This is a genomic window from Zhongshania sp., assembly GCF_029212375.1.
Classification (GTDB): domain Bacteria; phylum Pseudomonadota; class Gammaproteobacteria; order Pseudomonadales; family Spongiibacteraceae; genus Spongiibacter.
The window spans coordinates 244629-269711 of the sequence record NZ_JARGNU010000003.1 but is presented as its reverse complement, the minus strand read 5'-3'; the positions used below and the strand labels follow the sequence as shown (position 1 = coordinate 269711).

26 protein-coding genes and 1 tRNA gene are annotated in these 25083 nt (G+C 51.6%); 3 read left to right on the top strand and 24 right to left on the bottom strand.

Annotation, left to right across the window (positions count from 1 at the left end):
• Positions 1–44: 44 nt before the first annotated feature.
• Positions 45–815 (bottom strand): exodeoxyribonuclease III, encoded by a 771-nt coding sequence (locus P1U47_RS05465; protein ID WP_301027589.1) that lies wholly within the window; start codon positions 813–815, stop codon positions 45–47.
• A gap of 171 nt (positions 816–986) precedes the next feature.
• On the opposite strand from P1U47_RS05465, the gene P1U47_RS05460 reads away from it, so the two are divergent.
• A complete protein-coding gene (locus tag P1U47_RS05460) occupies positions 987–1418 on the top strand; it encodes a YkvA family protein (protein WP_301027588.1) in 432 nt (143 codons plus the stop codon).
• Positions 1419–1500: 82 nt separating this feature from the next.
• Here the strand turns inward: P1U47_RS05460 and bcp are convergent, their stop codons facing one another.
• The 10 genes from bcp to P1U47_RS05410 form a co-directional block, all read right to left on the bottom strand.
• Positions 1501–1977, bottom strand: coding sequence for a thioredoxin-dependent thiol peroxidase (gene bcp, locus P1U47_RS05455; protein WP_301027587.1), 477 nt, complete (start codon positions 1975–1977; stop codon positions 1501–1503).
• A gap of 34 nt (positions 1978–2011) precedes the next feature.
• On the bottom strand, positions 2012–3475 hold the full coding sequence (gene rmuC, locus P1U47_RS05450; RefSeq protein WP_301027586.1) for a DNA recombination protein RmuC: 1464 nt from the start codon (positions 3473–3475) through the stop codon (positions 2012–2014).
• Positions 3476–3547: 72 nt separating this feature from the next.
• A complete protein-coding gene (locus tag P1U47_RS05445) occupies positions 3548–4468 on the bottom strand; it encodes a PhzF family phenazine biosynthesis isomerase (RefSeq protein ID WP_301027584.1) in 921 nt (306 codons plus the stop codon).
• Between the two features lie 164 nt (positions 4469–4632).
• On the bottom strand, positions 4633–5208 hold the full coding sequence (locus P1U47_RS05440; protein ID WP_301027583.1) for an NUDIX hydrolase: 576 nt from the start codon (positions 5206–5208) through the stop codon (positions 4633–4635).
• Positions 5209–5230: 22 nt separating this feature from the next.
• Entirely contained in the window at positions 5231–5707 is a 477-nt protein-coding gene (locus P1U47_RS05435) for a flavin reductase family protein (protein ID WP_301027582.1), read from the bottom strand.
• Between the two features lie 136 nt (positions 5708–5843).
• Complete coding sequence (gene moaE / locus P1U47_RS05430; RefSeq protein ID WP_301027581.1) at positions 5844–6311, bottom strand: molybdopterin synthase catalytic subunit MoaE; 468 nt, start codon at positions 6309–6311, stop codon at positions 5844–5846.
• Between the two features lies 1 nt (position 6312).
• Complete coding sequence (gene moaD, locus P1U47_RS05425; RefSeq protein WP_301027580.1) at positions 6313–6573, bottom strand: molybdopterin converting factor subunit 1; 261 nt, start codon at positions 6571–6573, stop codon at positions 6313–6315.
• Positions 6570–7064 (bottom strand): cyclic pyranopterin monophosphate synthase MoaC, encoded by a 495-nt coding sequence (gene moaC / locus P1U47_RS05420; RefSeq protein WP_301027579.1) that lies wholly within the window; start codon positions 7062–7064, stop codon positions 6570–6572. The genes moaD and moaC overlap by 4 nt, the downstream gene beginning before the upstream one ends.
• Positions 7065–7114: 50 nt before the next feature.
• On the bottom strand, positions 7115–7765 hold the full coding sequence (locus P1U47_RS05415) for an MBL fold metallo-hydrolase (protein ID WP_301027578.1): 651 nt from the start codon (positions 7763–7765) through the stop codon (positions 7115–7117).
• Positions 7766–8021: 256 nt separating this feature from the next.
• On the bottom strand, positions 8022–8390 hold the full coding sequence (locus P1U47_RS05410) for a hypothetical protein (RefSeq protein ID WP_301027577.1): 369 nt from the start codon (positions 8388–8390) through the stop codon (positions 8022–8024).
• Between the two features lie 556 nt (positions 8391–8946).
• Here P1U47_RS05410 and P1U47_RS05405 point away from each other — a divergent pair.
• Positions 8947–9036 (top strand) — tRNA-Ser (locus tag P1U47_RS05405).
• 199 nt (positions 9037–9235) lie between these two features.
• On the opposite strand, the gene P1U47_RS05400 is transcribed toward P1U47_RS05405, so the two are convergent.
• Both P1U47_RS05400 and P1U47_RS17575 read right to left on the bottom strand, forming a co-directional pair.
• Positions 9236–10186, bottom strand: a complete 951-nt coding sequence (locus tag P1U47_RS05400; RefSeq protein WP_301027575.1) for a site-specific DNA-methyltransferase — start codon at positions 10184–10186, stop codon at positions 9236–9238.
• A complete protein-coding gene (locus P1U47_RS17575) occupies positions 10131–10337 on the bottom strand; it encodes a Com family DNA-binding transcriptional regulator (RefSeq protein WP_366943118.1) in 207 nt (68 codons plus the stop codon). Before P1U47_RS17575 ends, P1U47_RS05400 begins: the two co-directional genes overlap by 56 nt.
• 154 nt (positions 10338–10491) lie before the next feature.
• Between P1U47_RS17575 and P1U47_RS05395 the strand changes: the two genes are divergently transcribed.
• On the top strand, positions 10492–10659 hold the full coding sequence (locus tag P1U47_RS05395) for a carbon storage regulator (RefSeq protein WP_301027574.1): 168 nt from the start codon (positions 10492–10494) through the stop codon (positions 10657–10659).
• Here the strand turns inward: P1U47_RS05395 and P1U47_RS05390 are convergent.
• The 11 genes from P1U47_RS05390 to P1U47_RS05340 form a co-directional block, all read right to left on the bottom strand.
• Entirely contained in the window at positions 10656–10889 is a 234-nt protein-coding gene (locus tag P1U47_RS05390) for a hypothetical protein (protein ID WP_301027573.1), read from the bottom strand. The genes P1U47_RS05395 and P1U47_RS05390 overlap by 4 nt on opposite strands.
• 8 nt (positions 10890–10897) lie before the next feature.
• A complete protein-coding gene (locus P1U47_RS05385) occupies positions 10898–12826 on the bottom strand; it encodes a hypothetical protein (RefSeq protein WP_301027572.1) in 1929 nt (642 codons plus the stop codon).
• Entirely contained in the window at positions 12823–14706 is a 1884-nt protein-coding gene (locus P1U47_RS05380) for an SPRY domain-containing protein (RefSeq protein ID WP_301027571.1), read from the bottom strand. Before P1U47_RS05380 ends, P1U47_RS05385 begins: the two co-directional genes overlap by 4 nt.
• Positions 14706–16811, bottom strand: coding sequence for a hypothetical protein (locus tag P1U47_RS05375; RefSeq protein ID WP_301027570.1), 2106 nt, complete (start codon positions 16809–16811; stop codon positions 14706–14708). Before P1U47_RS05375 ends, P1U47_RS05380 begins: the two co-directional genes overlap by 1 nt.
• A gap of 21 nt (positions 16812–16832) precedes the next feature.
• Positions 16833–18305 carry a hypothetical protein gene (locus P1U47_RS05370; protein WP_301027568.1) on the bottom strand — a complete coding sequence of 491 codons (1473 nt, stop codon included), beginning with the start codon at positions 18303–18305 and terminating at the stop codon, positions 16833–16835.
• The gene (locus tag P1U47_RS05365; RefSeq protein WP_301027567.1) at positions 18302–18694 is read right to left on the bottom strand and encodes a hypothetical protein; all 393 of its coding nucleotides are present in this window, start codon (positions 18692–18694) and stop codon (positions 18302–18304) included. Before P1U47_RS05365 ends, P1U47_RS05370 begins: the two co-directional genes overlap by 4 nt.
• A complete protein-coding gene (locus P1U47_RS05360; protein WP_301027566.1) occupies positions 18694–22572 on the bottom strand; it encodes a tape measure protein in 3879 nt (1292 codons plus the stop codon). The genes P1U47_RS05365 and P1U47_RS05360 overlap by 1 nt, the downstream gene beginning before the upstream one ends.
• A gap of 297 nt (positions 22573–22869) precedes the next feature.
• A complete protein-coding gene (locus tag P1U47_RS05355) occupies positions 22870–23637 on the bottom strand; it encodes a hypothetical protein (RefSeq protein ID WP_301027565.1) in 768 nt (255 codons plus the stop codon).
• Positions 23638–23639: 2 nt separating this feature from the next.
• Positions 23640–24059: a Gp37 family protein gene (locus P1U47_RS05350; RefSeq protein WP_301027564.1), complete on the bottom strand. Its 420-nt coding sequence runs from the start codon at positions 24057–24059 to the stop codon at positions 23640–23642.
• 1 nt (position 24060) lies between these two features.
• Positions 24061–24483, bottom strand: coding sequence for a DUF1320 domain-containing protein (locus P1U47_RS05345; protein WP_301027563.1), 423 nt, complete (start codon positions 24481–24483; stop codon positions 24061–24063).
• Positions 24480–25061, bottom strand: a complete 582-nt coding sequence (locus tag P1U47_RS05340; RefSeq protein WP_301027561.1) for a hypothetical protein — start codon at positions 25059–25061, stop codon at positions 24480–24482. Before P1U47_RS05340 ends, P1U47_RS05345 begins: the two co-directional genes overlap by 4 nt.
• Positions 25062–25083 lie beyond the last annotated feature (22 nt).

The following is a 25083-nucleotide window of genomic DNA, read 5'->3' as shown; positions in this document are numbered from 1 at the left end:
GCGGCACAGAAAAATACGCCTGCCATAGTACACAAGGCCATGGTTCAAAGCGAGTAATCGTAGTCCATTGTAAACGGCGCGTGATCCGAAAATCGCTCGTCGGTATAAACATCGGCGGCGCGAATGGTGGGCACCAAGCCCGGCGTTACCACATGGTAGTCCAGACGCCACCCCACGTTGTTGGCGTAGGCCTGGCCACGATTAGACCACCACGTATACACCGCTTCTTGATTGATCTCTCTAAAGGCATCTACAAAGCCGCCCTCGCCGTAGACTTTGTCCAGCCATGCGCGCTCATGGGGCAGAAAACCAGAGTTTTTCTGATTGCCCTTCCAGTTCTTTAAGTCGATTTCTTTGTGACAAATATTCCAGTCTGCGCAGATCACCAGCTCGCGACCGCTGGCTTTAAGCTCTAAAAAGTGGGGGTAGATCTTATCGAGGAAAATGTCTTTGCGGGCCTGCGCCTCGTCGCCGCTTGAGCCAGAGGGCAAATACATTGAAATTACGCTGATATTGTCGTAATCGGCACGTATATAGCGGCCCTCGCTGTCGAGGGGATCCCATCCTAATTCGGTGGTTACCGCATTGGGGGGCTTTTTACAGTACATTGCGGTGCCGCTATAGCCCTTTTTGATCGCATCGCAGTAAATCGTGGTATAGCCTTCAGGATGGTAAAGCGGGTCTTCTAGTTGATCGCGCTGGGCTTTGGTTTCCTGAATGCAGACAACGTCGGCATCTTGCTTGGCCAGCCACTCAAAAAAGCCTTTGCGGCCGGCCGAGCGAATGCCGTTGGTATTCGCGGTAATGATACGCACCAGAGAAACTCCTCTACTCAAAAATAATCGGCGGCCAGCTTATCAAAAACACCAGCGCGACGTTTAATTTTTTCTTCACCGGCAATTAGCTGTCACAGGTCAGCGCCGACGATTTACCCGCTCGGGCCTAACACGTAGAATCGGCTACACACTTCATCAAGGTAATACGCCATGCTGTTTTTTTCTAAAAACCGCGCCAAGCACGTGCTCGATGAAGGTGCCGCCAAGCTCGACGACGCCACCCTGCAAAAAACGCTCAGTAATCGCCAGCGCATTATCAACAAAGTGATGAACAGTGACTCACTTGCGCCCTACCTAAGCCAAGTTGGCACCTTGTTTAACTTGGTGCAGGATTATGTAAAAGGCGAGTATCGGGAAGTACCGTGGTGGTCGCTGGGTTCTATCACCACCGCACTGCTGTATATTTTAATGCCCATGGACGCCCTGCCCGACTTTGTGCCCATCGCCGGCTTTTTAGACGACGCCGTGGTGCTCAAGCTGTGCTTGGACATGGTCGCGAAAGACCTAGAAAGTTATCGCCTGCAAAAACAGATCAAAACGGAATCCCGAGCCGACGCAAGCGCGGATGATATTTTAGAATAAGAGGGAAAAATCTGACGTTTTTGGCGACAGGCTGGTCGCATAGCTGCTTCAGCAAACGACCAGTCCTTGTGCTTAGTAAGACTTACTGTGACAACTCGGCCAATACCTCCATAAGGGTTTCGTGGTGAGATTTGGTTTTAAATTTATCCATAATCTTTAGTAAGCGGCCATCTTGCCCAATAATAAAAGTGGTTCTCACGGTACCCATGTTTTCCTTACCCATAAATTTCTTGAGCTGCCAGCAGCCGTATTTATCGATAATCGCATGATCTTCGTCGGAAAGCAGTGGAAAGTTAAGCTCTTGCTTGTCGTGAAATTTCTTGATTTTGGCTACCGGATCAAAGCTTACACCTAGCACTTGGTAACCCAGCTTATCCAGCTCGCCATGCACGTCCCGCAAACCGCAGGCTTGCAAAGTACAGCCAGGGGTCGATGCCCGCGGGTAAAAATACAAGACCACGCCTTTCTTGCCCTTAAAATCTTTTAGGCTAACCGGATTGCCGTCTTGATCATTTAGGGTAAAAGCAGGAGCAAGATTGCCAACTTTTGGTAGAGCCACGTTAATTCTCCATTACTCGTTAATTGTGATTTGCTTATTCGGGGTCGTGTTCGTCAGTATCAATGCTGAAATCCACATCAGCGCGGTCGGTCAGCGCCACCGGCAGTGATTTTTTCACCTTGGCGCCGAGCGCCTCAAGGCGACTTACACGGCCAACTAAATTGCCGCGGCCAACCGTCATCCGGCTCATGGTTTTATCAAAGGCATCGCGGCCGCGATCTAAATGCTTGCCGATGTCTTCAAGAGACTGCACCACCAAGGCAAACTGATCGTGTAAGGCTCCCGCTTCCTTGGCGATTTTCTCGGCGTTTTGATTTTGCCGCTCATAGCGCCAAATGCTCTGCACTGTGCGCAAGGTGGCCAGCAAGGTGGTTGGGCCAACAACAATAATATTCTTCTCGTACGCGCTGCGAAATAGTTCTGGATCATGCTCAAAGGCGGCCATAAATGCCGCTTCTACTGGTATAAAAATAAACACAAAATCGAGGGTGCGCAGGCCTTCAATATGTTCGTAACCCTTGGTGCTTAAGCCGTTAATATGGGCCTTAACCGACAGTGCGTGCTCTCGCAAAAAAGCCTGCCGCTCGGCTTCATCTTCGCTGCTACAGTAGCGCTCATAGGCGATTAGCGAGACTTTGGCGTCGATTACAATATCTTTGTCGTCTGGCAGGCGCACAATTACATCGGGCTGACGGCGTTTGCCGGAATCGTCGGTAAAGCTTTGCTGGGTTAAATACTCGTGCCCTTTGCGCAGCCCAGACTCTTCAAGCACCCGCTCTAATATCACTTCGCCCCAGTTGCCCTGCGCCTTGTTGTCGCCCTTTAGCGCGCGAGTGAGGTTTTGGGCTTCTTTACTGATATTACGATTCATTTCCTGCAGATTTTTAAGCTGCTCTTTAAGCTCGCCGCGCTCGCGATTTTCATCGCTGTATATATGGTCTACGCGGCCGCGGAATTCGCTGAGCTGGTCGCGAAAAGGCTTTAATTGCAGTTCAAGCGCCTCGCGACTGTGGCTTTGGAAACGCTGGCTTTTTTCGTCGAAAATGCGGTTAGCCAGCTGCTCAAATTGATCGCTCAATTGCTTTTTGGCGTCGCTAAGCAAGGCAATTTGCTCAGCGGTAGCGGTTTTTAAATGCTGATAAGCGCTCTGCTGGCGGGCGAGTTCAGATTTTAATTCGCTGTTATTTGCTTCGCTCTCGGTCAGTGCGGCGCGGCAACTGGCCAGCGCCTCGGCTTGCTGCGTAGCGCGGTCGGCATGAACAGCGCCGTCGCGTTGGCTTACGCTTAGCTGTTCGCGGCAATCTTGTAGGTTAGTTTGGGTATTCGCAAGCAAGATGCTTTGCTGGTCTATGGTCTGTTGCAGGCCTTGAATTTCGCGCTGTAAATTATCGAGTTGCACACTATTTAGGCGGCGTTGAAAATAACCGCCGCAGAGTAGGCCCACAAAAAGCGAAAATACCGCAATACCTGAAAAGGTGAGTAAAAGCTGCTGATCCATTTAATGATGATTCCGGCCTTGTAAAATACCAAGGCCGCACGTTCTTATGTGCACGGGCCTAGCAGACAAGGCTTATGATAAGTGTTCAGGGGCGTGCATGTTGCCACTGGCTATTAACACTGCATCGCCGCCTACCCTGACGACCATCGCAGACGTCGCCTTTTTTACAAACTCCACTTTCAAAATACTTTGGCGCTCAGCTTTATGGCCGCGCTCTAGCCAGAGCGCATGGGTGCCGTCGGCCAAACCACGGGTCTCGCACAGGCTCGCCACAAAGGCTGGAATGGCGGCGCCCACTGGCGGGCTTTCGTCCTGCGCAATATGCGCGCCCAGTATACGCAGATGAAAGTCGGTCTGCAGCGATTCTGTTTCACGGCAATACACCAACACTTCATTAACCGGCACCGAAGACGCACTGCTGCGCGACCACGCCTCTAAATTAAAACGCGCGCGATATACTGCATTTAAAGATCGCAGGGGCACAATTAAATAGGAAGAGTCGCAGCTTACAAATAGGGTTTTGGCCTTGAGGGTTTCAATGTCATCGGGGCCCAAACCCAAGGTGCTTTGCAGCTCTTTGGTGTCGGGAACATAGCGGTCGATTTGCGAGTTAACGGTCATAGACAGTTGCGTAAGCAAACGCCCTTCGGTTTGCGACAACACCACATTAAAAATTTTACTGCCTTGGGAAAAATGCACGGTGCAGTCTTGGCTCACCACCGGCAGTGCCTCGCTGTGCACCAGCGCCCGCGCAGCCGCCACCACACTATGGCTGCCTACTGCGCGCTCGCAATGGGGTGAAAACACCTTTAACTCGGCGCTTATATTGTCGTGGCCCGGAAAAACAAACACTGTTTCGGGATGGTTAATTTCCCGCGCCATCATTTGCATTTGCCTATCGTTTAAACCCTCGGCCTGCGGAAAAACAGTAATTTGAGCGCCATTAAACGGTGTCGGGGTAAACACATCAACAGTATGAAAAGCGTAGTCCATAGTGCGGTTCCTTTGCATGGCATTATTATGGTGCGTACTTTTAGCGCACAATTTGCTTAAACGGCCTTCCCACAAGCGTAAACAGTGTTGTGGAGTACCAACGGTTTAATATCACCATAGCCGGAATTTAGGAATATGCCTATAGCTGGGCAGGAGAATTCCCGTTAAAGGGGCTTGTCGGTTTTGGGATTCCAACCAACGTGTTTAGCCCACAACGGACTGGGTGTACTAACCCGCACGGGGTACTCACCAGTTTTGCGGTCGGCAAAAAACTCGGTCAATACATCGGTCACAATAGGAAAAGCCAATTCAGACCACGGAATATCAGCTTCGCTGAATAAGCCCGATTCTAGGCTCTCTGGGCCAATACCAAAGCCGCCGTTTAATTTGGCTCGGTAAAACACATAAACTTGGTTGATATGGGGAATATCAAAAAGGCGATACAAGACCTCATCACTCACTTCGGCTGCCGCCTCTTCGCGGGTTTCGCGCAGGGCACCGGCCAACATGGTCTCTCCGTTTTCCATAAAGCCGGCAGGAATAGTCCAAAAGCCCATACGCGGGGCAATAGCGCGCCGACACAACAGCACTTTGTCGCCGGCTACGGGCAGGCAACCCACCACAACCTTAGGGTTTTGGTAATGAATAACGTCACACTGCGGACAGACGTAACGAAGACGATCATCATTTGCAGGAATCTGCTCTACTAGCTTAGCCCCGCAATCACTACAGTATTTCATTGCCCGCCAAACTCCTCGTTTATCAACGTAATTCGCGATATTGCCCAGCGTGAAACACCAATGGTTTTGCGCCTAGTTTGGTTTCCATTTCGATTACCTTACCCACCACAATAATATGATCACCACCTTCATAGCGCGCCCACATTTCACATTCAAAAGTGGTTACGCAGCCGCGCAGCACCGGCGCGCCGCTCTTGCCAATGCGATAGTGACTTGCGACTAAATTGTGGTCATTTTGCTGGGCGTATAAATTAGATAGCGCCAATTGATCGCTTGCCAATACATTAACAGTAAAGGTCTTGGCTTTATTAAAGGCATCTAAACATTCAGAGTCATTGCGCAAACTCCACAACACCAAGGCCGGATCCAGCGACACCGAGGCAAAGGAGTTTACGGTCATACCAAAGGGTTTGTAACCCTCGGGGTTCGCGCTAATTACACATACACCGGTTGGAAACTGGCCCAGGGCATTTCGGAATTCACGGGGATCAAGGCTCATAATACTTCCTGTCGATGTTCATTATTATGGTGGCCGAGTCCGGCTCTACCAGTTTATTTATGCCTGCATTATACACAGCCATTATTGATATACAGCGAATATGATTGGCTGCCGAGGCAAGCTATGCCCAGTAAAATCAAGCTTTTTCAGTTTGCCAGCGCGCTAACGCCTGTTGATCAGTATCGCGGGCGTCTACCCAGCGCTCGCCACTTGGGGTGCGCTCTTTTTTCCAAAACGGCGCCTCGGTTTTTAAAAAGTCCATAATGAATTCACAGGCTTGAAAAGCATCGTGACGGTGCCCTGCGCTCACGCCCACAAACACGATTTGATCTTGGGGGTGCAGCAGCCCTACTCGATGAATCACCGTGGCGGCAAGTATCGGCCAACGTGCCGCGGCGCGCTCAATAATCTCGCTAATCCGGCGCTCGGTCATGCCTGGGTAATGCTCCAACTCCATTGTTAAAACATCGTCACCTTGGTTGCTGTCGCGCATAACACCCACAAACTGCGCTATCGCGCCGCTGCGCCGCGAAAGCGCTCGCAGCGCATCGCACTCGGCGCCAACGTCAAAATCATCCGCACTAACCCGCACCAGACTATGCATACTAGCCTCCGGTCACTGGCGGATAAAAAGCGACTTCATCGCCCTCGCGGATAAAACACGCACTATCGGCAATGTCTTGGTTAACGGCGCACAGGGTATTCTCGGCATTTAATACCGTCGCCCAAAGGTCGCCGCGCTGAGACAAATGCGCTTTTAATTCAGCTACTGTTAAATTTTCAGCCGCGAGTTCACTGCTCTCAATACAGATTTTTGCCGTGCCCAATTGCTCGCGGTATTTTGCAAAGAATAAAACGCTAATCACGTCGCTGCACCCGTATCAAACTGCCAATCACCTGAGCGGCCGCCAGATTTTGCCAACAGACGTATATCAGATACCACCATGGCCTTGTCTACCGCTTTGCACATATCGTAAATAGTCAGCGCTGCCACCGACACCGCCGTCAGGGCTTCCATTTCCACGCCAGTCTGCCCTGCGAGCTTACAGATCGCCATAATGTCGACGGCGTTACGGTCATGATCCAGCGCAAACTCCACCTTAACCGAAGACAACATTAAGGGGTGGCACAGGGGAATAAGGTCGGCGCACTTTTTGGCGCCCTGAATACCGGCAATTCGGGCAACCGCCAGTACATCCCCCTTTTTATGGCCGCCGCTGGCGATCAAGGCGAGGGTTTCTGGCGCCATTGTCACCGTACCCGCCGCTCTCGCTTCGCGCTGGGTTACGGCTTTATCGGTCACGTCGACCATTTGCGCATTACCCTGAGGATCGAAATGGGTCAGTTCACCGCTCATATTTTTATCACTGTACAAATTAATGTTTTGCCGGCGTTGAATGCCGACACTTAAGCAAATTTGCCGTCCGCCACAAAGGGGTTGGTTTTTCGCTCGTGGCCAAAGGTGGAGGTCGGTCCATGGCCTGGAATAAAGGTAACGTCATCACCCAGTGGCCAAAGCTTGTTTTGGATAGAAGCAAGCAAGGTATCGTAATCGCCACGGGGAAAATCCGTGCGGCCAATAGAGCCTTGAAATAAAACATCGCCCACAATAGCCAAACGCGCCTGCTCGTGAAAGAAAATTACATGGCCAGGGGTATGGCCCGGACAGAATTTTACCTGCAATTCCTGATTGCCAAACGCCACGCGGTCTTCGTCGTTCAGCCAGCGGTCTGGCGTAAACGGATCTGCATGAGGAAAACCGGTCATTTTGCACCATTCTGGCAGCTTATCGATCCAGAACGCATCTTCCTTTTGAGGACCAATAATTTCTACACCGTACTTCTTGCGCAGCACATCGGCCGCGGCGCAGTGGTCCATATGACCGTGCGTTAAATAAATAACCGCCAGGGTGCCACCCAGATTCGCAATCGCAGCTTCAATATTTTCAATATCACCGCCGGGATCAAAAATAGCGGCTTTACCCGTTTCTTCACAGACCATTACCGAGCAATTTTGCTGATACGCCGTCACCGGCACGATTGAGCACTTTATCGTCATATGTCGCCAGAATTTATTCAGTAAAACCGCAATGATAAGCAGTAAGCCGCCAAGTTAATAGGCTTAGGCAATAATTGCAGCTATAGAAATAAGCAATAACGCACACACAGCGATCACTTAGACGCCAAGAAAATACCGAATCTTGGAGTCGAAAGATCAGTAATTTAAGTACAGAAGGAATAAGGACGGGAATTAAAGGGTGACCTACTTCTTGCTAATCTCAAAAATAAACACGCAGCTTGCAGGCACAAGCACGCTATTTATGCACCACCTGGCCACGGTACATTTGCCGAGTATGACGCTCGGCGGAATTATCAGTCCTGATGGTGTCGCTCACTTTGTCGCGAAGAATCTTAGTACCTCGGTACATTATTTCCACTGACTGAGTATTGCGGACCACCGCGGGCGCCGCGCTGCTCGACGGCTCAATTTGAAACGGAATACCCGCCATTTTCATGATCTCAACCACGGTTTTACGGGTAAACGGATCTCTGCTTTTTTTGCCCATGTCGCCCACAGCAGAAAGCAGCTCTGGGTCAGCCAATCGTATTCGCGTCCCAAACTCAGCGAAAATACGAGAACGCAATTGCTGTAGCAGCGCCACCATTTCCGGAGAATACACCATAGAAGCCCTTTGCCCTGTCAAATACCGGCCCGCATCCAAAAGCGGGCACTGTAAACTGGTGCCAGCAATAAGCGTTCCAGTTCACAAAATACAGTAAACATAAGGAAGGGAGTCATTCACACCAAACAAAGAGCAATGTTTTGGTGCACATACCAATGACTGCACCAAAACAAAACATCGCCGCAGCAAGTAAAATCGCAATTGCCATTCATGGCAAACTTCGTTAGAGTAGCCGCCCTCAAAACCCGCTCTAAAAAAGCGCTTGCGAGATTTTCTCTGCACTTAACTAGAGAAACGATTTTGGTGAGGTGTCCGAATGGCTGTTTCGGAGGCTTTGCCGGAGAAAGCGTCCGTAGGACGATAACGAGCACGCAGGCGTGCGGTCCTGACGCTCGTAAAACCATCTAAAAATGCACGAAAAACGATTTTGGTGAGGTGTCCGAGTGGCTGTTTCGGAGGCTTTGCCGGAGAAAGCGTCCGCAGGACGATAACGAGCACGCAGGCGTGCGGTCCTGACGCTCATAAAACCATCTAAAAATGCACGGAAAACGATTTTGGTGAGGTGTCCGAGTGGCTGAAGGAGCACGCCTGGAAAGCGTGTAACGGGTCAAACTGTTCGAGGGTTCGAATCCCTCCCTCACCGCCATTATTTAACTCTAAAGCCCTGTTTATACAGGGCTTTTTTGCATATCGATTTCAACGAAACGTCAAAAAATAATTTAAATCTCTTACGGCCTTAGCAATAAACTCGGCAGACTCTATTGTTTGTGCGTACTACTAAATTGCCTCTGAGGGTGTAGCGCGCCGAAAAAATCGCGACAGCGCGCCAAATCCAACACAACTACCTAAACAGCCGCCATTCTCGCTTTTGCAGCATCGAAATTAGCCTTCTCCATCTCGCATCCAATGAAGCTTCTGCCGTTCCTGATCGATGCAACCCCTGTCGTACCACCCCCCATAAAAGGATCGAGAACCACAGAGCCGGGTACGGTGCTCGCGGTGACTATATGCTTCATCATAGAAAGGGGCTTTTCGCAGGGGTGTTTGCCTGGATAATATTGCACCGGCTGGCACACCCACGCATCAGTAAACCACTCGCGGCCGTCTAGGTCGAAGTGGCGTTTTGCCGGTTTGGTTGCATCATTTACTAGGGCATCGCACTGGGTTTTAACATCTGAATAAGATCGCGTTAACCGGCCATTAAACAACTGTTGAAGCTGCTTATATTGACCCTCAGTGGGAAGCCGCCACTGAGACCGGCCAAACCAGTGTCCCGCCATTTGGACACCAATCGCCCGATCTACATCTGACTGACTTAAACCGCTCCCCGCGAGCACATCCCTTAAGTAACTAATCACCGGCTCACAAGCCTCAGCAATTGCGGCATGCTGCGCTTTGGCTTCGGAGTACTCCCGCTGGGTCGCAAATATAATGCGCTCAGTAGCTGGGAAATAACGGCGAAGGCTCGCTCGGCATTGCCGCTTATGCATGCCTGATGGCTTGATCCAAACGATGTGATTTTCGACGACCATATGTTTTGCAATCATTCGTTCAACACTGGCTGCCATTTTCGGCCCCATAAACATATAGAGGCTGCCTGTGGGCTTTAACACTCTGACGCATTCAATCACTACCGATTCAAGCCAGGCTAAAAACTCGTCCTGGCTTGTCCACTGATTATCCCAAGCGTCAGCTTTGACTCGATAATATGGGGGATCTGTCGCTACCAGATCGACGCTATTAGTCTCCATCTCTGCCAGTACGGCCAGACAATCCCGATTGTGTAATTTGATCATGACGAGCACCTTTGATGGCGCTCGGGGCGCTCAAGGTGCTCGGGGCACTCAGATTGTTAAAGAACTTACATCGAGGGCACTTAGCCTCAATGCGAATAAATACTGCTCTTACAAGTAACCGGTTACACCGGCTACATCGTATTTCTTGCACGCGAACCTCCACAAATTCTGGTACGCTGCTTTTGCTCGACGTCGAGCGGGGCAGCCTCGGCTCACAGTGACATCTACTGTGGGCGGGTGGTTTGGTGTTAGCGCACCTTGCCACTCGCTGTCTCTTTCCTCTTACTCATAGCTATTTAAAAACTATGCTCATACTCACTCTACGTCCCGGCAAAAAGATCTGTATCGGCGACGATACCGTCATCACGCTTTTGGGCAGCGAAGGTAACGAGGTCACGCTTACCATCAAGTCGGATCAAGACATTACTGCTGGCTACAATAAGCCTGAACACAACGACGATCCTCAGCCTTAAACAAGCTCCACATACTCAGTAAGCGACGGCGCTTCGCCGACGATGCGGCCGTCTGCGATCCACGCTTTTAAGCCAATGCTTACCGAGTCACCCAGCACTTTTACTTTGCCGCCGTCGCGGGTGGTGCCGTTACTTGTGCCATCTGCATTAATTGCCGTGATCGTCGCGGTGTATCTGGTGCGCTGTGGCAGCAGCTGGCGAAAGCGAAGGAATGCGTTAACCGTTGTCATAAGACCCCTTAATAGTGATGCCGCTCTAAGCGAATTGTTTGCATTGCTCTGCTCGCGCCTGGACGGCTTACGCTGACTGTGGTGGATAGCACGAGTGCCCGCCAGTTGTTTTCGGAGTCGTTAGTTTCTTGGATCTCACCCCATTTCCCCGGCACGACAAGACCTGGGGCGCCGGAGGTTGGTAGGGGTAGCTCGATCGTGACAATTTCTTGCGCTCCGGACTGGCCTAGAATCGATATCCCGCGCCCTCGGCATTGCTGCGTTGTTAGGTTCAGCGCGTCGTAGACGTCAGGCGCCCTCGGTAACCCATCTGATCCATTTTTCTTAACGTCGACCGCGACACCTTGCGTTATACCGGAGACGTACACGCCGCGATATTCGGTTGTAGGTTGCCATTCACTCGACAAACTCGATATCGTTGAGTCGGCGATCTGAAAGTCTAAGCTGCTTGAGTCTATCGCTGGCCAGTACCAGGGCGGTGCTTCTCGGTAGCGCTGGGCTGCATAGAGTTTCGACAATGCTGTCGCGGGTACCAGTACTCCGCCGGCGGCTTTGACTAGTTCGTCGATAACTTCGATCGGGGTTTTGCTTTCGTAGCCCCACGCGCCGGCGGGGATAGTGTAGTCGGCAAGGCTAACATCCCAGTCGATCTCAAAGCCGGTGTTTTCGAGTATGTCTTGAATGACTTGGAGCGCGTTTGTCGGGGTTGTGATCTGCGCTGATTGTTTCGCGCTGTACGGTGCGGCCAGCAGTTGCGTGAGGCTCGATCCGCTGACTTTGTATGCCGTCTTCGGATGCTTACTTGTGACGGTGTAACGCTCGATCATGAACCGCCACGCTTTATTGTTAACCTTGGCCTCAACTTCAACCGGCCCGCTCGGCCCTGGCTTTATTTGATTCATGCTTGCCTGATTTAAGATCGTTGCCGACATTGCCCAGCTGAACGAATCAATATCGAGCGAGATTTGCAGATCGGCAAATTCAAGCGGAATCCCTTCGGGCATTTTCTTTAAGCTGCTAGCATTCATATAAAGATAGCTCTCTTTTATTTCGGGTATGTCGGCAGGATCTTTATCGGGTAGTGGCGGCTCTTGGTCGTAGTCCCACACCAGCTCGGTTCCGACGCGCGGTTTGCGATCCCACGGATGGCGGAAGCGGGAATCGGTTGGTGTGTTGGTTTCCCAGCCCTGTAGGTCGCGGCCTGAAAACAGCGCGCGAGTCGGGGGCGTATCGTTGGTCTCGGTAACTTCACCGTCTGGCGGTAAGAAATTTATATCAATTAGTGCTGCGCTCGGCACGATGTAGGGCTTGCGACGCAAATTGAAGTCGCTTGATCCGGGGTTGTAGTATGTCGATTCCTCGACCGGCGGCGGCCTCTCCCAATATTTAACACTATCGATATGACCCTGAATGTCCAGAACGTCTTTAAATGGTGGGCGTATCCACGGCTGAGGCACTTGCTCGTCTGTTCGACGGATCGACATATCCCAGCTTTGCGGGGGTGCGTTATCGTCCTTTGTGGGCACTTTGTTCCAGCTTTGGACAGCATCGACCAGCCCAGCATCGATGTTGGCGGCATGATCCCACCCGTGTCTTACCCACTCGGCAGGGTCGTCGGTTGGGCTAGTTTTAGTCCATTGATTTTCTGCTCGAGTACCAAACGGCTTAGAGCTATCAGCTTGTATTTGCCTCCGCACTGACCGTTTAGCAGGCGTTAGTGAGTAACTCTCTGCGCTGTCCGTCGCAACCAATACTGACGCTAAAAGTATGCCGTGGCTGGCAGTGGAAAGTAGCGACGGTGGTATCGGGTATTCAAACGCTGGCGGCTCGCCCGGATCGCCAAATATAAACCCGACAGCCTCCCCTGTGGGCGGTACGTAGCCCTCGCCATCAAAAGCTAAAACGTGGCCGGTCGCGCTGGGGACAATGTATGTCATGCTTGCGGTAAATTTGGTAATAGTAAATTTAAACCAGCAGGCACGGACCCTACACTTAACCCCCAGAAAAACGCGTTTCCGCCAGCGTCAACACCAACACTTGTCAAATAAGCACTTGATATATGCACGAGCGGCGGAAGACCTCCAGGCGTGCTAATTTGCCCTTGGTTATTACGGCCCCATCCAGACAGCCCACCACCACTTATAAGTGCATAGCTATAGCCGTTACCAGCTGACACTTGTACGACATTAGACAAGCCCCCCGGTATATTTCTTTGTCCATAGTTATTTATACCCGCCGACGTAACGGTGCCATCGGCACGGAGGGCGAGGCAGTGGTAATCTGCTCGCGCTGCGGCAACTTGTATTATGTCGCTACCCATACTGGCGATGCCTGTAGCTAAACCGGCATAATCATACCCCCAGTGAGCTGTTGTGCCGTCATGCATGAGCGCAATACCCCAAGTGCGGCCGGCTGCGGCTTGCTTAACATTGCTTAACGACGCAACGCCACTCACTTGTCCAGAATCATTATTCCCCCAAGCCACGACCGTACCGTCAGCCTTTACCGCTAAGCACCAGTTGTATCCTGCCGAAATTTGAATTGCATTATTAAGCCCTGAAGGCACATTAAGCTGGCCACCGTAGCTATTCCCCCAAGCGACCACTGTGCCATCAGTTTTTAGTGCGTAACTGCATTCGTTACTTGCCTCGACTTGCAAAACGCCGTCTAAGCCTACCGGCGGGGTGGCCCTGCCGTAAGTGTTGCTGCCCCACCCTGTAACAGTGCCGTCGACATTTATAGCTAAACCATGATTGTAAGCACTTGCAACAAAACCAAATGCGTCGGCATCGCCATCGACTTCTACGAACTCAGGCACAATAGGCCCGTGCGCTTCCGGGCGATAAAATGGTTTTACATCAAACGATGCAGTACCGATAAGATGACTGGCCTCTGTATCTGTCGGCCAAGGGTCAGGCTCCGTGCTTGGCAGGGTTCCGCCGCCAGTACATTCGTATACGTACCCGCTAGGGGTTGTTGGGTGAATGCGATCGCCAATGCCAACACTTACGTCGGCATCGAACGCCTCGCCGTAATTGTCAAAAGCAAAAACAATAACTTCGCCGTTGTACCCGTCACGCAGCTGAATTTCATACTCGCCTGTGAACGTGTCGCTAAGTGACTGCCCCAGCGGCTTGCTTTCTTTGATCGGCTTATTGTTGATTGAAAAAGGTATTCGGTCGTAGGTAAAGGCTTTTACAAGTCGTGACGCTGGGCTGCCCTCCACTTCTAGTGTTCCTGACACTCTACTGCCGATCGCTTTATCCGATTTATCCCAATCGACAAACGTAAGATCCGGCGCATAATTAAACGGCTCGACCGTAACCAGCTCAACATCTGCAGCTCCCACGTCCAAGTGCGCAGCAGGATAAATCGTCATCCCTTCAGTGAACACAACCGACCTCGAAAACAAAAGCTCACCATCGCTGTAGAACGTGACTGAGTGCGCGTCGAAATCAAGTAATACGCCGATTATACTGGCTGAAACTGCGCCTGTTCCGGTATTGAAAGACGCACTCTCGATTTCGTCGCGATAATACAAATACCCATTTGAAAGCAAAAACCCCCACTGCGACGCAGTCGATCCCCCGCCGAGCTGATCGTCGAGGTCTGCAGTAACGCTTACAAACCCTACTGCGCAGCCAACACTGCTTGCATCAACCTCGAAGTATCGCTTACCTCGGGTTCTACCTGCATTTCCGCGCAGTGCCGCGTAGGTCCCACCACCGCCATCGGTAGCGCGGGAGGCAGTTAACGCGCCGGCAGCAACATCAATACCAGGACCTGCGTTTGCTGGGTGCCATCCAAAACCTGCCATCAGTCAGCATCCCCTCTGTTTTGAGTCGCAAAGCTATCTTCTTCTGCTGTAGCGGGGCCGGACAAAACCGTCCGCGCTAGCCAAAAAGGAGACTGCGCACCGTCGGTGTTAAATCGCACTTGGTTACCGCTGGCCCAGCCCGATCCCCAGCCAGCCTGCCGAATAGTAAAATACGGCGCGCCAGTGGCGGGGTTTGCAATGGCGCAATCGGTTGAGGTGTCGCCGGTACCGATAACACCAACTGTCTCGCCGACGATCTGAAAGGTCGTGGAGCTAGTGAAGCTTATCCGCCAGCGTTCTTTGATCGAGCCTTGGTTGTTGATTTCAAGCGGAAAGGCTACGTCGTTATATTTTGCGGTGGTGTCTGACCCGATCCGGCTATCGCTCCACACGCTTGTCCAGCTGGCTTGGTGAAACAAGTTGTAGACCCGCGCGCGCAGGTCACCGTGGAGAACTGCAGACGATAGAACGGCTTCATCGGCTGGGTAGTCTTGTGATAACGGCGCATTAAAGCCAATTAGCCCTGAGACTTGGACGTCAGTGATTAAAACCATGTCCTCAACACGATCAAATACCGTGAGCGGTGTCGTTAGTGCCTGCGGCTCCTCATCATCGGTTTCTAACACCAAAGGATCTGCCCAAGTTAAAATGCCAGCCTCGCGATCAAGCACGTAAGCAGTTGGCTTTAGCGCTAAGCCGTTGGCGCCTTTCACCCAGACCTCGGCCTGATGGTCGCGGGTAAAAGTTAAATCCTCGCCGGCGACAGGGCTGGCCACGGCGGTTTCAATGGTGTGGCTGAAAACGCCAACATCGCCAGGTAAGAAAATTGGCACACGACCGTCGCTCGGCAGCCTAGTCGGATTTAGGCCCAAAAGTGTCGGGTCGAGCGGTAAGAATTTATAGGCCACAGCTGAATATTTGATCGAGGTAGGAAATACGGGCTCCGCCCACTCGATCGAGACTATGCCGTTTTCTGTGTCTACATTGCCCGAGGTGATTTTGGCGTGAGTCAAAGATCCGTCTAGCGCCGCGGTAACGACGATTTCTTCCCCCGCCTCGGTAACCGCATTAACAATCATTGAGCCCTGCCGGAGCGGCGCGCCGGCAGCTCTAAACTTTGAGAAATTTGTTGTTCGCTCGCCCCGCCATGTTAAGCACCCAAGCAAAACTGGGGCAGCGGTAAGATCTGCACCATCGGCCCAGTCCTCCAATGAGACAATCCCAGTCGAGTAATCTATCGACCCCACACTGACCCCTGCGTCGGTCGTGCTGGACCAGTCCGTAATAATAGCGCCTTGGCGGTCTCGGTAGGTTTTGCCCGCCCACGTAAAAAGTAGTGAGCCGGGAATGATCGGCCTGCCGTTGGCGGGTATTAGGTCAACCGTTACCGCCTCAATGGGGATGTACTTAGTAACTGCTGTCGTAGGATCGGAGGTGATTGTGTAAAACAAAGCTATATCGATGGTATTGTCATAAACTTCTAACTCGGAAGCGCCGCCGTCCACCTCCCACTCTTGATACAGCACTGGCCCTTCGGTTTCTTCCAAAACCTCATAGGTGTAGTTTTTACGAAGATCAAAGACAACTTCTCCCGTGGTGTAGTTGATCGTTCCCACCACTTCGCCATCGCGCAACAGTTCGCCGTCGCCATTATCGCTGGCATACACGTCGATTTTATATTCTCGACGTTCTGAAGCACTCCCGCCGGCGCCGTTGCTGTTAAAATCAAGGGCTTCTCGCTGCCGAACCATTGTCGCCTTTACGACGACTGAGCCGACAGAAAGAGGTGCACCTGAGAGTGTCCGCGTAATCTCTGCTTGGGTCGCCGTTACACTGTCAGATAGCTTTGTGCCGGCGCCATTCCAGCGGTTGTACGAAAACTCATAATCTCCATCAATCGGCCTTGGCGCTGGGTTTGGCTTAAACTGCACCGTACCAAACGCGTAATTAATAACCCCCGCACCGTCGCCGGTTAAGTGCCCCGCACCGTCGTCACTTAAGGTGTACGTTGTTGCACCGACACTCCACTCTATTGCTACGCTACCCACCGCGAACGGCTTGCGCGAGATGGATCCACCCACCGACCCCACTGATCCTGTTGCCATAAATTTCCCCTTTAACCGTTGTTAGCTGACAAGCTCGGTTACGCTTATATTCACCACAATATTCGGCTCTGTTGTTGCCCCGTCTTGGATGTCAAACGAGCGCGGATCGCCCCATGAATAAATGATTTCAGGGCCAACGTCCGGCAATGCCGATAGCGTTACTTCGAGCGTTCCGCTCGCATAGTTGATTTGCCCGACGCCATCGCCCTCGAGTATTCCGTCGCCACGATCGCGAATTGTGTTCCAGCGGCCGAGCGCCATGTACTCGATAATTGTTGTGCTAGGCGCGGGTATTGGCCGGAGTTGCTGAACGTAACTGAGCGATCTGTTTTGCAATAAAATAGGCACACCAAAGCTGTAGGCTTGCTGCGAATACGATGCGCCAGGCAAAAAGGTGAGTGTGATCGGATTGTTTTTATAACTACTCGACGTCCATTTGATACGCACGATGCCGTTTTGGTAATCAATTTCCGATAGATCTAAACGGTTTGATCCAGCTGAATGCTTAATGGCCCCGCCGTTATCGACATAATCGCCATTTCCCCCGCCAATAACCAAGGAGCCAGGCACGATGCCTCGACCGGTGTAGTAAACAGCGTAGCCATCGAGATCTTGATTTACATCGTCGGCATTAACGGTAAGCGTAGAATCTGAGATGGGCACAACAGGCAAGCGACCCGGCCCAGCGGCGCGATCGGTAAGCGGAGTTTCGCTCTGGGCGCTAGGCACCAAGTTTGTATAAACAGAATTGACCTGTGCAGTTAGGTCGCCAGGCTCTGCGCTCACAGACACCTTAGCTGCGCCAAAATATCTAGCGGCATCCGCAACCTGAGACGTAAGCACTTTGGATTTAGATTTTTCACGGCCGGTTGGTAATGGCTCGGACCCGACAAAGTCTTCCTCAAGTTCGCTGGCAATATTTATGCGTAGCGTTTGCAATGGAAAATCATAAAGGCTGGTTCCGACATAGGTCGTGAATATTTCTGTGGCAACGGTAACATCGGTGAACCGGATGTATTGCTCATACCCTTCGGGAGTCACTAAGCAATACACTTCGCCTGGCTCGGGCGGCTTTGCATCTACACGCTGCAGTGCAGCGATCCCCCGCTGGCTTTCCAGCTGATCACCCCAAAGCCAAAAATTGGCTTCTGACGATTTGACGAGATAGCTCTCTAGGCGATCCCGAGCATCTGCGCGGCGATCCGTATGACTCCCCGTTTGAAACAACGAAACAGCAACGCGAGGGTCTAGCGGCTGACGTAATAAAATTGAATGAGCACCAAGTAAAGTGTCTTGATTCGCCGATCGCACTGATAGAAATAACTTTCGTAAATTCACACGGCCGTACACTCGATCAAGCCGCGATATATCCGGCATCGTATTGTTGATTGCCCCTTCCTCGACCACGCTCCCAGACATACGACCGCCACCGTCCTCGGTGTCGGCCATGACTTGTGACTCGGCGAGTACAATCTGATCGCTCGTAATAGTCATTCTGCTACCTCAAATAATTTTAATTCGATGGTGTAAAAGTGTGTGGGGCCCGGATCGGCCTGGCGGAGTACTTCCTCGGCTTTTAATCCGTCTGGGCGCTCAAATTGGACGACAAAAGTCTCGTCCCAAAGCGTTAGCGTAAAAACTTGATCAGGGGTGTTGTAGTAAGCCTGCAGCGCTTTAACGACAGAGCGCAGCACCCAAGCGCCGCCACCGCTTTTCAGTGTGATTGGCCGACCTTTTTGCTTAATGCCTTGCTGCACAAGCAGCGCGCCGGTGAGACTGTATTCCTTTTCTTGCTCGACGCTCGACCACTCAAACTCGTCTGACCACTGCAGGTCGCTAGGCAGGTCGATGGTCGTGGTACCGTCGGTAATGGATATCGGCATTAGCTGACCCTCCGGCCTAAGCTCTCAAGCACAGAGATAAGATCGTCTTCGTTATCTGTTGTCACGGAGGCTTGGCGGCCGTCTGGCGCCTGCAAAATTATCGTGCGCGACGGAAGTTGAGTGACGGTGTTTTGGCGGTCTTCACTCGAGAAGTTTTGTGCCGTGGTTTCTCGCTGCTGAGCTTCTACTAGCTGACGTTGTCGTTCAGTTTCAGCGGCTTGTTCAGTAACGCGGGCTTTCTCGTCTGCAGTACGTTCTTTAGCTTGCGCAAGCCGGATGTTATAAGCCTGCTGAGAGAGATTGAGGGCTTCCTGTGCAGCTGCAGTGGCCTCCCTGTCACCAAGCGAGCGAGCTTTTTGCAACTGGGCCTCAAGCTCCGCCCGCTGTTCTGCGTAACGCAATTGCTCAAGCTGTTCATTATCGCCCTGCAGACCTGCAAGCTCTTGGCGTAAGCTGCTGATGGTGTCTTGTAGGGAATCATTTAGGCTCGAAACTTCGGCTTGCACTCGCTGGATTGCACCCTGCAGCCGCGACAAGTCTTGATCGTCCAGCAGGTCAAAACGACGACCTAACGAATCAATGGAGTCAGACATATAGCGGCCGGCGAGACCACCATTGCTCAAGCTTGTGACCAGATCCTCTAGTGCGAGCTTTTGACGATAGAAGTCAGCCTCTACTTGCGACGCTGCGATTGAGGTGTCCTTAAACCAGTTGAGAATGCCGCTGCGGTCTAGGCTGACCGCCGCTGTCATGCTGCGAATCTGTCCCTCTACGGCTTCTAGCTTCGTCCGATATTCATCAAGCCCTCTCTGCGCAGCTTCTCCACCTGTCGCGTTGATAAAGGCGTCGTGCGCTTGTTGACTGAGTGAGATAAGGTTCGCTGTGACGGTATTGTAAAAAGATGAAATGCCCTCGGCGATTCCTCGCGCTCTGGATGCGGTATCACCGATTATTTGCTCGGCGCGACTGGCTTCCTCACCAAACTCTTTAACTGACTCAGTGGCCTCGTCCATGCCGTCGGCGACGTTCTTGCCAGCTTCACTTCCGGCCTCGCTTAACTCACGCTGACGATCGCTAGCCTCGGCAAGAGCGCGGGTGTATTCCTCAACGCCGATTTTCCCTTCGCTATATAACGTGCCTATACGAGCGCGAATTTCGTTTATTGCTTCTTCGTTGCCGGCGGACTGAATAGCCTTAGAAAGGTCTGCGGCGATTTGTTCAGCAGTGCCTTTAACGTCTTCGGCCAATGCTTTAAGTGCAGCACTTACCTCGTCGATATTCTCGCCGCTTGATTCCGCCCAGGCTGACAGTAGCCGGCGGAACTCGTCCACAGCCTCCGGGTTTTTAAGTTCGCCTTGCAGGGACTCTATCGCGGCTTTAACTTCTTCAGCCGATCGAACACCAGACCCGGTAAACGTCGCAAAACTCACGAGCGCGTCAGCTTCCATTTCAGAAATACCAGTACGTATTTCTTGGAGTGACGTGCCTATATTTTTAAGTGCTGAATCAGCTACGCGATCCGCAAGGTCAGCAAATCTCTTTGCACCTTCTGCACCGCCGTCGAAAGCGGACTCTAGCGTAATAGCAAAACGCTGCAGCTCCTGACCGGTCATGTCGTCGAGCTTTTTGGCAATATTTTTGTCTAGCGCCGCCGCAACCTCTAATGACTCTGTCGCAATTTCTCCGACCGCTTCAACAAATGCGCGGACATTCCCTACAGAATCCGTTTTAAAATTCTCAAAAACAGTATCAAGGGCTTCGGCGACTTCCGCTCCGCCAGCAGTCAATTCTCTGAACTTATCAATGAGCACTTGAGCAGATGCAGATACACCCGAACTAATCGCCCGATCAGCAATATCCGCCGACTCGGTCAGCGCCGTCATGCTCGCGCGGGTAGCTTTAAGTGCTGCAGATATTTCTGCTTGGGCCTTTTTGGTGTTCTCGCCTAGCAGCTCTTGATTAAGTGCGCGGCTATACTCTGCAGCAAGTAAATCCTTTTGGCCCTGCAGCTGCTTGGCATACGCTGAGCGTTCCTCTTCAGACAGCTTAGCCCCTTGCTCAGCAGTAATCTGCCTAACGTCACGATAGCGGTCTAAAGCCGCAATTTCGTCCTCTAGGGCATACAGCCGAGCAGAGGCATTCGCCCTAACGCGGCGCTGAGCCTCGGCAACGATATCGTCTGCCCCTGCCATCTTCGCCGCCCACTCGCCAATCGCCTTACCACTACCGACCAAAATATCATCTAGGCCAAGAAACGCAGCCCCTAAAGCCACTATTTTAACCGGCCCAGGAACAGCCCTTAATAGCGTGCCAAACTTACCGAGCCGCCCAGCACTTTTGCCGGTTTGCTTCTCAAAAGACACCAGATCAAGAGTTGCCAAGCGTACCTTTTGGCCTAAAGAGATAAGGTCGGAACCAATCTTAATCGCTTTATAAGCCACCCACGCTTTTGTTACCGCTACGATTGCATTCCGGTACTCATATAGAAACGACCCAACGCCCTTTACGGTTTCGATCAGTTTGATAATCGAATCGGAAATCCGTTTTGCCAATGCGTCCAGCTCACCGCTTTCTTTCATCTCATTAAAGGCAGCTGCAATACCTTTAATTTCATCTTTAATATATTCAAGCAGCCCTTTATCGTTAATGTCGTTTAAAAAGCCGACAAAGGTGTCTTTAAGATTTGAAACCAGCCCCTGTAGCTTGCCCATTTGCTTTTCGGCTGCACCAGCGCCGGACTCCCCGAGGGCATCAATTAGCAACTGGATCTCTTTCCGGCCCAGCTCGCCAGCAGTCGCCATTTTTTGCAGCTCAGCAGCACTACGCCCAGTTGCTTTAGCTAATAGATCCCAGGCGGGAACACCGCGCTCAATGAGCTGGAGCATCTCTTCGGTTTGAAGTTTGCCCTTGCTATAAGCCTGACCAAGTGCGCTGACAATCCCATTGAGGGTTTCAATACCACCACCGGTCTTGGCGGCTTGGTCAGCAACGGCCTGCAATGTGCCATTCATAGGATCCAATCCGAACGCCTTGGCTCGGATAAATGCGTCAGTCACTTCGTTTAGCTGGAAAGGCGTGTTTTTAGTAAAGTCTTTAATCCATGCGAAGGCTTCTTCTCCTGCTTCGGCAGATCCAGTAAGCGCCTCTAGACGGGCCTGCAGTATCTCGAAGTCGCCGCCAACCTCGACGATTCCAGTAATGCCGCGCACAGCTTCACGAATACCGAAGAACGCAGCAACGCTGCCGATCGCTACCGTGGCAGTGCGTTTTATCCTAGAAGTCAGTGTCTCAAGTGAGTTCCCAGCCGACCTAGCCCCTCGCTCCAGCTTATCAGTGGGATCTTTAAAATCCTTGGCCGAAGCGTCGCGAGCTTGCTTAAGCTCCTGGGTGAGGTCTCCAATCTCATCTGTTGTGCGCTGCATTGACTCGCGAACTTCCGCCTGCGCGGCGTTAAGTTTTTGACTCGATAGACCTGCGCCCTCAAGCTCCTTGCGGCTTTTCTGCAGAGCAAGAGTTTGCTCGATCTGAGTTTCTTTTAGTCGTTGGACAGTTTTTCGGGCATTCTCAAAATCAGTTTTTAGTTTCTTTGTCGGCGCTGATGCGCTGCCAAATTCTTTACCGAGACGTTGCGCTTCGGCTTGAGCATCACTTAACTCGTCGCCAGTCTTATTCACTTCTAAGCGAATATTTCTAAAGCTATCAACTAGCTTCTGAGAGTCTTCCAGCTTTTTAATTTCATCAGACAAAGCTCGACTGCGATCAGCAGCCTCTTCGGTAGCGCCACCTACGCCATCAATCTCGCCAATCAATTTTTGAATTTCGGCAAGGCCGGCAACGGCAGTTTTTAACTTGACTGATAACTCAAGGTTACGCTCCACGGCGCAGACTCCTGACTGGATAGAATTGATTAATGCGGAATGAATAAAGGGCGGTCGGGCCGCCCCTTAAAAAAGTGCTAAAGATTAAACGCGACTACCTATCTTGTGCTTTTCAATGTAACTAGCAGAGTGCGGGAGCACGTCGATAACCTCGTCTTTTTTGTAATCTTTGCCGCGATGAGTGTGTGCCTGGTTAAGCTTCACTTTCACGGTTTTTGCTTTGTCTTGTCCGGTCATGGTCTTAAGTCCTCAAAATCTATTAGGGGAAAACTACGGCGGGCATAAGCCGCCGTGCGATTACTGCTCCATTGCCACCTTGAAGAATTTAGAAATATCCGCACCAGCAATACCGCTGTCGGACAACACCGTAAATTCGAGAGGAAGCTCCGCAAACTCATCACCGATAAAGCTGCTGCCAGCGGTCGGTGAAAACTTGATACGGTGAGCTGAGATAGTTACCGCTTTACCTGACTGCGCTTCGTTGAGACCGTCAAACACAAGACGGTATTCCAAGCCAGACGAGACAAGGGCTTCCATCACAACGCTGTCAGCCTTCGGGTAATCGACCTCTACGTCGTGGCCGTCTACTGCATCAGTGATATTCGTGGATCCTTCCAAGAACACGACGCCCGCGCGGGTTACTTCGTAATCTGTATTCTCGACCAGTACTGTTGGAGAACCAGAAGGGTCTAGCGTCACAACAATATCGCCGGTGTCACTGATGTCTGGCGTGTCCGTAAACGCAAGCAACGCACTCGGGTAAGCGGTATGCTCTTCACCCGTGACGTTAACGCCGCCGGTCACCTCGCGAGTGGTGCCGCGATACGCTAGCGAGAGGTTTTTAGGGCTAAGATCTAGCAGCGTCATCGATCCGGTTACGTCGTCTACACGCGATACCGAGTTAGCCGAGCCGCCGCCTGGGTTGGTATAGTCAGGCTGATTGATCTTGCTCTCACTCACTGCAAACTGCAGCGCGGAACAGTTACCAACGGGCAAAAGCGCTCCACCAACAACGCCGGCATAGATTGGGCCTTTGCCCAAATATGAGTAGTTTTTCGTCGCCATTGCTAGGCTCCTTTTCGGTTAATAACTCTGGTTGAAAATGCCAGTGGGTAATAAGCCACCCCTGGACGGTAACTGGGTGCAAACGTGCTGCTTGCCAGCTCTAACTTCATAACGGCACCACTGGGTTGATACCCGTGTAGCGCCTGAATTAACTTGTCTAGTATTTCGCCGCCTTCGTATTTGCCGCGTGCATGGCGTAGCACAAGTACAACTGCCCAGACTTGATCGATAGTGATGTCTACCCGTAGCCGTTCAGCCTGCGCCGGCGAATAGCCTTGATACAGCACATGAACAGCGGGTGTGTTCTGACTGGACTCTTTCACGCCATCCAGGTCTTCAGCAAAATAGACGCGCCTAATCTCTGGCACATCGGCTTCAATTTTGGCTTTTAAGCTGTCGCGAACGACAAAGAAGTCAGCCATCTTAAAAACCGCCTCCATTAAATACTTGGCGGCCACCTTCAAAGCTTGCCTCGCCTACCAAATCTGCATTGTTAGATTCTTGCAACGGCAGGCCATTAGCGGTCAATCGCACTTCGCCTTTTGCTACCGCCCGCATAAACTTAATGCCGAGTTCATAGCGTTTAGTTACCTGCTCAGTGGCGTCATTGTCATAAAGCCGGTACCGAGCAATGTCACATGCATACCCAGTTATGATTGGAGGCACAGTGCTTAGCGGTGTCGCGTATCCAGCGCCCGCCAGATAGCCATCGATTTCACCGCTAGCGTCAACAATGGCAAGCGCGACTTTCTCTGCATCTGTCCCGCCGTCATCATTGCTTTCCAGTTCGAGTATTTCTCGTTCCGAAAAGCGATCAATCAAATCTTGGCGGGTGCAGTAGCTCATTGAGCAGGCTCTATATCGAAGGACGCTTCCACTACCTCTAAGCGAGGCTCCTCAGCCAAGGCCTTGACCTGATCAAGACTCAATGCTGATATATCGATTGGTCTAGCCTCGCGAGTAAACGTAAAACCAGCTCGGCGAAATTGTTGAACGCCGCGCTTAGTGCGAATCATCACAATCTCAACTAAAGCCTCGTCTTCCGGTTTGCCGTCATCGGGTTTAATGGCAGTCGAGTTTTCGATGACTGAGTTGGCTTCACTCTGACTAGACTGATCCATAACATCTTGCTTAGGATCTGCAGAGTTAATCGCATCACCAGAGGTCGCAGTACTAGCTTTATCATCGGCGCTAACAATCTCCGCCGAAGCAACTCCCTCTGCTTTACCATCCTCTGGATTTGCGGTCGCTGAATTTTCAGTGGCGGAAATCGTTTCAACCTGTCCAGGCTGATCCGTAGCATCTTGCCTAGGATCTGCAGAGTTATTCGCGTCAACAAAGGTCGCAGTACTAACTTTGTCATCTGTGCTTGCAACGGTTGCCTTAGCGGGTGCTTTCTGTGGTGTCGCTTTTGCTCGTGCCACGTGATACTCCTTTGTTAAAAAT